General features: G+C 69.0%; 7 protein-coding genes and 1 pseudogene. 3 read left to right on the top strand and 5 right to left on the bottom strand.

Annotated elements, in window-relative coordinates; all coding sequences use genetic code 11:
- Positions 1-35: 35 nt before the first annotated feature.
- Positions 36-1,400, bottom strand: coding sequence for an FAD-dependent oxidoreductase (locus STRTUCAR8_RS38255; RefSeq protein ID WP_006381708.1), 1,365 nt, complete (start codon positions 1,398-1,400; stop codon positions 36-38).
- 260 nt (positions 1,401-1,660) lie between these two features.
- Here STRTUCAR8_RS38255 and STRTUCAR8_RS38250 point away from each other — a divergent pair, with 260 nt between their 5' ends.
- Positions 1,661-3,679 (top strand): DUF1996 domain-containing protein, encoded by a 2,019-nt coding sequence (locus STRTUCAR8_RS38250; protein ID WP_006381703.1) that lies wholly within the window; start codon positions 1,661-1,663, stop codon positions 3,677-3,679.
- Positions 3,680-3,698: 19 nt separating this feature from the next.
- Here STRTUCAR8_RS38250 and STRTUCAR8_RS38245 read toward each other — a convergent pair whose 3' ends face one another.
- A complete protein-coding gene (locus STRTUCAR8_RS38245; protein ID WP_006381710.1) occupies positions 3,699-3,983 on the bottom strand; it encodes a zinc-ribbon domain-containing protein in 285 nt (94 codons plus the stop codon).
- 104 nt (positions 3,984-4,087) lie between these two features.
- Here STRTUCAR8_RS38245 and STRTUCAR8_RS38240 point away from each other — a divergent pair, with 104 nt between their 5' ends.
- Entirely contained in the window at positions 4,088-5,131 is a 1,044-nt protein-coding gene (locus STRTUCAR8_RS38240) for a 2-oxoglutarate and iron-dependent oxygenase domain-containing protein (protein WP_006381705.1), read from the top strand.
- A 40-nt stretch (positions 5,132-5,171) separates the two neighbouring features.
- On the opposite strand, the gene STRTUCAR8_RS38235 is transcribed toward STRTUCAR8_RS38240, so the two are convergent.
- Positions 5,172-6,041, bottom strand: coding sequence for a helix-turn-helix transcriptional regulator (locus tag STRTUCAR8_RS38235; protein WP_006381704.1), 870 nt, complete (start codon positions 6,039-6,041; stop codon positions 5,172-5,174).
- A gap of 141 nt (positions 6,042-6,182) precedes the next feature.
- A pseudogene (locus tag STRTUCAR8_RS56020) lies at positions 6,183-6,749 on the bottom strand (nuclear transport factor 2 family protein); the annotation flags it as partial.
- A 276-nt stretch (positions 6,750-7,025) separates the two neighbouring features.
- Between STRTUCAR8_RS56020 and STRTUCAR8_RS38230 the strand changes: the two are divergent.
- Positions 7,026-7,883: a LuxR C-terminal-related transcriptional regulator gene (locus STRTUCAR8_RS38230; RefSeq protein ID WP_006381702.1), complete on the top strand. Its 858-nt coding sequence runs from the start codon at positions 7,026-7,028 to the stop codon at positions 7,881-7,883.
- A 23-nt stretch (positions 7,884-7,906) separates the two neighbouring features.
- On the opposite strand, the gene STRTUCAR8_RS38225 is transcribed toward STRTUCAR8_RS38230, so the two are convergent.
- The gene (locus STRTUCAR8_RS38225) at positions 7,907-8,620 is read right to left on the bottom strand and encodes an LmeA family phospholipid-binding protein (protein ID WP_234372743.1); all 714 of its coding nucleotides are present in this window, start codon (positions 8,618-8,620) and stop codon (positions 7,907-7,909) included.
- Between the last annotated feature and the right edge of the window lie 140 nt (positions 8,621-8,760).

Genomic DNA, 8,760 nt, shown 5'->3' with positions numbered 1-8,760 from the left:
AGCCCTGTCGCTTCTCCGGCCCTGCTTGCCCCTGCTTACGCCTCGCTGGCCCGGAGCATGTCCTCGCGCTCGACGATCTTCACCCGCTCGCGGCCCTCGGGCTCGCCCAGAGCCCTCTCCGCGGCGTCCAGCCGGTGCCAGCCCTCCCAGGTGGTGAAGCGGACGTCCCGCTCGCCGAGGAACGCGTCCACCGCCTCCGGAGCGGGCGAAGCCGGTTCGGGAAGACGGCCGTTGGTGTAGTCGTCCAGCAGATTGGCGACAGTCTCGTTGGCGTCGCCCTTCGTGTGCCCGATCAGCCCCACGGGGCCGCGCCGGATCCAGCCGGTGACGTACATCGACGGGAGGTGCTCGCCGGTCTCCTGGACCACGCGGCCGCCCTCGTCGGGAACGGTGCCCGACTCGACGTCCCAGGGCAGCTTGGGCAGCTTGTCGGAGAGGTAGCCCACCGCGCGGTAGACCGCTCCGAGGTCCCAGTCCTTGAACTCGCCGGTGCCCTTGACGTTGCCGGTGCCGTCGAGAGCGGTCCGTTCCGTGCGCAGGCCGACGACCTTGCCGTCCTCGCCGAGGATCTCGGTGGGCGACTCGAAGAAGTGCAGGAACAGCTTGTGCGGCCGGTCGCCGACGTCACGGATGGCCCAGTTCTCCAGCGTCTTGGCGACCATGTCGGCCTGCTTGTTGCCGCGCCGGGTGGCGATCGAGCCGTCGTCGTAGTCGATGTCCTCGGGGTCGACGATGACCTCGATGTTGGGGGAGTGGTCCAGCTCGCGCAGTTCCATCGGGCTGAACTTTGCCTGCGCCGGGCCGCGGCGGCCGAAGACGTGGACCTCGAGCGCCTTGTTGGCCTTGAGTCCCTCATGGACGTTCGGCGGGATCTCCGTCGGCAGCAGCTCGTCCGCCGTCTTGGCCAGGACGCGCGCCACGTCGAGCGCGACGTTGCCGACTCCGAGTACCGCGACCTTCTCCGCGTCGAGGGGCCAGGTGCGCGGCACGTCCGGGTGTCCGTCGTACCAGGAGACGAAGTCCGCGGCTCCGTACGAGCCGTCCAGCTCGATGCCGGGTATGTCGAGGGCACGGTCGGCCGTGGCCCCCGTGGAGAAGATCACCGCGTCGTAGAAGGCGCGCAGATCGTCCAGGTTGATGTCACCCGGGTAGTCGACGTTCCCGAAGAGGCGGATCTGCGGCTTGTCGAGCACCTGGTGCAGCGCCGTGACGATGCCCTTGATGCGCGGGTGGTCGGGGGCGACGCCGTACCGGATCAGCCCGAACGGGGCCGGCATCCGCTCGAAGAGGTCGATGGACACGCCGGGCTCCGCGGCCACTGCGGACTTCAGCAACGCGTCGGCGGCGTAGATCCCGGCGGGGCCGGCTCCGACAATGGCCACCCGCAGTGGGCGAGGCATGATCAGGTTCCCTTCGAGCGATGACAGGAGATCTTCGGATCTTCGAAGGAAGCCTAAACTAAGGCAAGCCTAAGCTGGTACGGGGGTCGGGGTTATGGGCTCATAAAGTGGACTTATGGGCCTGGAAGACTCTCCTGATGACCCCGTTCTCTGAGAGATTCCTATGAATCCGAGTGGCACTTGAACGCTCGGGGGTCCGCCCGCGTATGACGCCGGGGGCATTCATATGCCGAACCGGTCATGAAGCGCAGGAGACTTCCGTGGGACGTAACACGCGCAGACGCCCGACAGGTCCACGCCGCGCCACCTTCGCGGCGGTCGCCCTGATGCTGGGGGGAGGTGGACTGGTCGTCGCGAACGTCTACGCCTCGGCCACCGAAAACGGCCCGAACGGCGGCTCGGCTGAACAGACTTGGGCCGACCGGACTCTTTCGTCAGGAGCCGCGACGATCGACTGCCCGGACGTCGGCGGTCAGTTGGCGGCCGTACCGGAGGAGGCCCGGCCGGAGGTCGACCAGGAGCTCGCCGCCCTGGACCAGCAGATCGCCGAGGCCTATCAGCGGCTGCAGAACTCGGCGCAGGCGATCCGCGACGACGGCGGCTTCGCCGACTCCGCGATCATGAACCCGCTGAAGGAGAAGCGGTCCGCGACCATCGAGCGGATCGCGATCGCCATCGACCGGGTGGGAGACCGTCCCCAGGGACTCGAAGACCTGGCGGCCTGCACCTTCCGCGCCTCCGACGACCAGTCCGAGGAGGGGCAGGACCAGAACGGCGACGGCCAGGGCGGTCAGGACGGTCAGGACCAGGGCGACGGCCAGGGTGAGGGCCAGGACGACCAAGGCGGCCAGGACCAGGGTGACCAGCAGAACGGCAACGGCGGTCAGGCCGGAAACGGCCCGGTCGCCGACGACTTCGCGGACATCACCACCGTCCAGCCCACCGCGCAGAACCCCGCCCCGCAGAACAACGCCTCCCGCGGCACCTTCGCCACGAGCTGCGGTGTGAACGCGAACGGTCTGTTCAACTCGGACAACGTCATCGTGGCTCCCGGTGTGTCCAACGGCGCACACCACTTCCACGACTACGTCGGCAACCAGTCCAACAACGCGTTCGCCGGCAACGATGACCTGGCCGGGGCGCAGACGAGCTGCGTCGACCAGGGCGACAGGTCCTCCTACTTCTGGCCCGTGCTGCGCCTGCAGAACGGCACGCGGGAACAGGACGCCGCCTCACCCGGCGGCGGCATCGAAGGCAACGCGGGCGAGATCGTCACGGCGAAGCAGGTCACGATGACGTTCGTCGGCAACCCGCGCGGCCAGGTCGTGGCCATGCCCAAGCTGCTGCGCATCATCACCGGCGATGCCAAGGCGTTCGTCAACGGCACCGCCAACGCCAACGCCTCCTGGAGCTGCACCGGGTTCGAGGACCGGCAGCTCAAGGACAAGTACCCGCTGTGCCCCCAGGGCAGCGACGTGGTGCGCACCTTCAAGTTCCAGAGCTGCTGGGACGGCAGGAACATCGACAGCGCCAACCACCGCACCCACGTGGCGTTCGCCGACGCCGACGGAAACTGCGCGGGCGGCTTCCAGGCGATTCCACAGCTGGTGCAGCGCATCGTCTACGACGTCGACGCACCGAGCCTGCAGGACGGCGGCCGTACGACGCCCCTGTTCGCGGTCGACTCGTTCCCCGAGCAGCTGCACAAGCCGGTCACGGACCACGGTGACTTCATCAACGTCTTCGACGAGAACCTGATGCGTGACATGGTCGACTGCATCAACTCCGGGCGGCAGTGCGGCGCCGGCTCCTCGGACGGTGAGGACCCGGAGAACACCCCGACGCCGACCGCGACTCCGGACCCCCCGTCCGGCGGCACCGACGAGCCGACCGCCGACCCCACGGTGACCCCGGGCGAGGACGAGACGCCGGAGCCCTCGCTCTCGCCCTCCCCGAGTGCCTGGACCCCGGACCCGGCGAACGCCACGCCGTCGAAGGAGCCCGTCGAGGCGGAGCCCAGGGCCTACACGTCACCGCCGGCCACCCAGCGGGCCGAGACGGCCGCGACCCCGACGGACGACGCCGACGCCAGCGACGTAGGCAGCGCGGCGACCGCGGACGAAGGGGGTGGCGACGCCTCCGCCTCGCGGCCCGAGCCACAGGCCGTGACGGGCGATCTCGCCGACACGGGAACCCAGCTGTGGCCGGCCGGGCTCGGGGCGCTTCTCCTGATCGCCGGTTTCCTGCTGCTGCGCCGGATCAGGCAGGGAGCACGATGACGGCCGTGGGCGCCCGGATTCAGGGGCGGTAGGACTGCTGCTGCGGCGGCGTGTTCGTCCGGTCACCGGCGACGCCGCCGCCCTGCAGCTGCTCCGCCTGTTCCTTGGTCACCTTCTGCTCCGCACCGCAGAAGGTGCACTGCGTCAGGTACTTGGTCGAGAAAGGGAAAAGGGGCACAAAGAACAGGGTGAACTTGGTGACGCGCTTCCGCAGCGCGTGCGCCGACGGATTCCCGCACTGGCCGCACACCAGCGTCAGTATCGCGAGCTGGTACAGATATCCCTTGGTGCCGAAGATAATCATCGTAAGTCCCTTTGTCGGTACGTGTGTTGAGGGTATGTCTGTTGTCGGTCCGGCCCCCTCAGAAGGGGGTAGTGGATTGCCTGCGTCCGGTTCATGGTGGGGGCATGACCGAACTGCAGACATTCTCACTGCCCCCGACCGTCGAAGGCGGTGACGCCGACCGGGAACTCGGGCGGGCGCTCATCGCCGCCTGGCAGGCAGACGGTATCTTCCAGATCCAGGCGACTCCCGAACAGGATGCTGCCACCGGACGGGCCCTCGACGCATCCAGGGCCTTCGTCAGCCGGCCGCTCAAGGAGAAGGCCCAGCACGTCTCCGACCTCACCTACAGCGGCTATGTCGCATCCGGCGAGGAGGAGACGGCCGGCGAGAAGGACGGCTCGGAGATCTTCACCGTCTGCCCCGACATCCCCGCCGACGACCCCCGTGTCCTCGACAGGTGGCCGTGTCACGGCCCAGCCCCCTGGCCGTCCGACCAGTACGCCGCGGCCATGAAGGACTACATGGACGTCGTCGGAGACATCGGCCAGCGCCTGCTCCGACTGACCGCGCTGGGCCTCGGCCTGGACGACATGGAGCACTTCACACGGCTCACCGACGACGGCTGGCACCACATGAGGGTGCTGCGCTTCCCGCCGGCGGACGCCACCTCCGAGCGCGGTATCGGCTCCCACACCGACTACGGTCTCCTCGTCATCGCCGCCCAGGACGAGGTCGGCGGCCTGTACATACGGCCGCCCGTCCCCGGCGAGGCCCGGGGGCGCAACTGGCTGCCCGACGAGTCCATGGCGGGGCGCTTCGAGAACGAGGACCCCTGGACGTTCGTGGCCCCGACGCCCTCGGTCTTCACCGTCTTCCCCGGCGACATCATGCAGTTCATCACCGGCGGAACGCTCCTCTCCACCCCGCACAAGGTGCGCCTGGCCGACCGTGAGCGTTTCACGATGGCCTACTTCCACGAGCCGTCGTTCCAGGCCGTGGCCCGTCCTTTGGGCGCGCCCGAGGGCGACGAATTCATCCACTACGGCACGCATTTCACGAACATGTTCATGCGCTGCTATCCCGACCGTTCCACCACCGCGCGTATCGAGCAGGAGGACCGGCTGGCCGTCCTCGAACGGCTCCGCAAAGAAGCCCTCACTTCTTGAACCGTTTCCTTCTCGGTTTTCCCGGCGGCCTTTTCCACGCTCAGGGCAGCAGGCCCAATTGGCGGGCGGTCATGACCGCTTCCAGGCGTGAATGGCATCCCAGCCTGCGCATGGCGCTGCGCAGATAGCTTTTCACCGTCTCCGCCCGAAGGCCGAGTTCAGCCGCCACATCGGTGTTGGTCCGCCCCAGTGCGACGCACGACAGGACATCGAGTTCGCGCGCCGAGAGGGCCGGGGCGGACGAACGCCGGGAGGCGGGCGCTCCGGCGTCGGCCAGTTTGTCGCTCAACGCGGCTACCCGCTCGCGCAGGTCGGTGTCCGTGACGTGCTGGGCGAGCACCCGAAGCTCCGCGTACGCCTCGCGAATCGCCTCCCAGCGGGGGGACGCCGGCTCGGGCGGGTGCTCGCCGGCCGTCACGGGCTCGTCGAGAAGGCCGAGCCGCCGCACCACCTCGTCGCGCACGGCCAGGTTCTGTTCCAGGGCGCGGGCGGTGTCCATGACGGCGTCGACCGTCCGGTCACCCAGCCCGACGGACTGGCGGACCGCACCGTACATCACCGCCCGTACCGTGCGGTTCACCACCACGGGGGCCGCCACGACGGCCTGGATGCCCTCTGCGGCGACCATGAGGTCGTAGTGATGGCTGATCCGTTTGGAGTTCGCGTAGTCGTTGACCGCGATGGGCCGGTGCAGAGCCACCGCCTTGCCGCCGAGCCCCATGCCGAACCCGAGGGTCAGCCCCATGAGGGCTCTGGTCGAGTTGCCGGCGAACTCGGTGAGCTGCGCGTGCCGCCCTCTGGTCACCACGCCGCCGAAGGTGAGATCCACGTCGGTGGTGTGGCGTAACGATTCGATGGCACGCTTGAGCTGGCGGTCGTCGTCCGAGACGGGGGCTGGTTTCACTGTCATACGTTTCCTCGGTCTGCGCGGGAGCACAGAGTGCTCCGGTGGTGCGTTCCCCGGGGAGCGGGAGCGGCCGGGGTCAGTGGCCGGTGGGTGCTGCGAAACGTGGTCCTCGGTCCGGTCCACGATCGGTTCCCGGCGGGTGAAGCGCCAGGTTCCTGTCGTACGCCGGTAGGAGTCGCGGTGGCGGATGGCGCGTACGCGCGTTCTGGCGTCCGCGTCGGCGTACATCTCGTGCGCGAGGCAGTCGCTCTCCCCCGAGGCGCTGTCGCGGGCCGGGGAAATCAGGATCAGCTCGCCGTCGTCCTCGAGCGGCGAGCGAACACCATCGGGTTCCGCCGGTCCAGGGCGGCCGCGAAGGTGCTGACGAGACGGCGCGGTTCCGGCCGGTCCCGTACGTCCGGGCAATCGGTGGTCGTCTCGGGTCAGTCGCTCGGGGTGTGCCGGGTCAGTCGGCGAAGTCCGGCCGGACCGCGGGCGGAGGCATCCCGGACCCGTGGATGCCGACGGAGCCGACCGGTGGGTGGCGTGGGTGGCGCGGGGCGACGACAGCGCTTTCTTCGTGGCCGGCAGGAAGCGGTGGGCGGGAGAAATCCATGGGGGAGGAGTTCCTCTCTGGGGGTGCGGGCTCGGAGCCGGCGGGTGCACACGACGACCTCGGGCTCGGCAGGTCTCGCGCTGGGGGTGGTGCACGCGGCCCGGGCGACGGGTCATACGGTTGTACATCCCGTTCTCCGGACCGGGAAGAGGCGTTCTACTGGCACCAAGATTGAGCTAAACCGGGCCGCCAAGCTACCCCCGGATGAGGGGGCACCGGAAGTCGTACGCGGTCGTGCCGGATCCGCAGGGCGGGAACCTCACGGGAAAGCTGAAGAACAGTCAACTACCTTTACTCGCAAGGCGCTTGACGTTGAGGAGCGCTTGCAGAACTGTTCTCCTGGCGGCGGTGGAACAGCCCCCGCTGCGCTCGGACAAGGAGTCGACCCGCTCGTGTTGCCGGCGGAGGACAGTGCGGAGGCCGCCGCCGCCCGTGCCGCGGTGCTGGCGCTGCGCAGGGACAGCGGTATGGCTGTCGCGGGTGTGGCCTGGGTCGTCGGCCCGCAGCTGCTGCGGATCGGTGAGACCAGCGGGGTGAAGTCGCAGGCACGCCGGGGGTTCCCCGTGACGGCAGGGGCGGGACTGATCGGCAAGGTACTGACGACACGTCGGCTCGCAGCGGTGAGCGACTACCGGACGGCGCACCAGATCAGCCACGAGTACGACTCCTTCATCGCGGAGGAGGACGTACGGGCGATGGTGGCGGCGCCCGTGATCGTGGGTACGACGGTACGGGCCGCGCTCTTCGTGGGGTCACGGGACGCGGTACGGCTGAGTGACCGTGTGCTGACGGCGGTGACGGCGGCGGCTCGCGACCTGGAGCAGTTCCTCGCGTCCCACGAGCACGCGCACCGGCTCCTGTCGGAGGCGCGGGCCGTGCGGAGCACGCCCTCGCCCCGTGACGCGGCGGCCCTGGAGCAGGTGCACGCGGTCCACACCGAGTTGCTGGACCTGACGGAGACGATCGGCGAGGACCACCTCAAGGAACGCTTCCACGAGGTGTGTTCCCTGCTGGAGTCGGGCTGCTGCGCGGAGCGGACCTCACCCGGGCCGGCGGCGAATCTTTCGCCGCGTGAGCTGGACGTGCTGGCCGCGGTCGCCGGGGGCTGCACCAACCTGGAGATCTCCGACCGGCTCGACATCGGCCTGGAGACCGTGAAGGGCTATCTGCGCTCGGTGATGCGCAAGCTCGGCACCAGCACCCGCCTCGAAGCCGTCACCGCGGCCCGCCGGGCGGGCCTGCTCCCGTAGCGCCCCCGGCCGGGACGGGCGCCTCAGCCGTCGAAGCGAGAGGAGCCGAGTGTCACCTGATGACCGACGAGGCTGATCTCGACGCCGTCCGCCGTGGCGCGCGCCGCCTCGAAGCCGACGCCCTGCGGGAGGCCGACCCGCCAGACGTTGCCGGCACTCTCGACTCCAGGGATCGTCAGGGAGATTTCCGTGCCCTGCGCCAGGAGTGTTCCCGTGGTGTTCAACGCCGTCCCGCCGACCGTGCCGGAGACCTTGACACGTGCCGCCTGGCCGCTGGATCCGGGCGCCCGGGACACCTGCAACGGGCCGCCGCCCCGCGTGAGCCGGCTCAGGACCCCGGACAGTTCCTTGTACGAGAGGGTCAGAGTGCCGGTGGCGAGGTTCGCTTCGGCGCTGCGCGCAGTCAGCGAGGTCACCGTCACACCACGCAGGTCCAGGTGGAGACGGTCGACGGGCAGATAGCCGCCCTGGGCGTTGGTCGTGGTGTCGATGGTGAACCGGTCGGCGGTCAGCGACACATGATCGAAGCTCTGGGCGGCGGCCTGGGTCAGAAACGGGAAGCCCTCGATCGACACGTCCATATGGCCGTCGGTGGTGTTGGCGTAGCCGTACTTCTCCTTGGCGAGCTGCGTGATCTCCTTGTCCGCGTAGTGCACGGCCGCGCGGTCGGCCGCTGTGAACAGTGCGGCGAGCACCACGACCGTGATCAGCAGAACCTTCACCCATCGACGTCTCACGCCGATTCCCCCCATGTCGCGGTGAACTGAGTACCAGGCGCTCACACGGAGGCCAGAGGGAGACTCTAGGTCGCTGTTGACCATGAACACGCGTCCGGAGATTCAAACTCGCGTCAAACCGCGCCGAGTTGACCGTCTCC

Origin of the sequence: Streptomyces turgidiscabies Car8, from assembly GCF_000331005.1 — a bacterium.
GTDB lineage: Bacteria > Actinomycetota > Actinomycetes > Streptomycetales > Streptomycetaceae > Streptomyces > Streptomyces turgidiscabies.
Note: the sequence above shows the minus strand (reverse complement) of the source record. Positions and strands in the feature narration are given on the sequence as shown.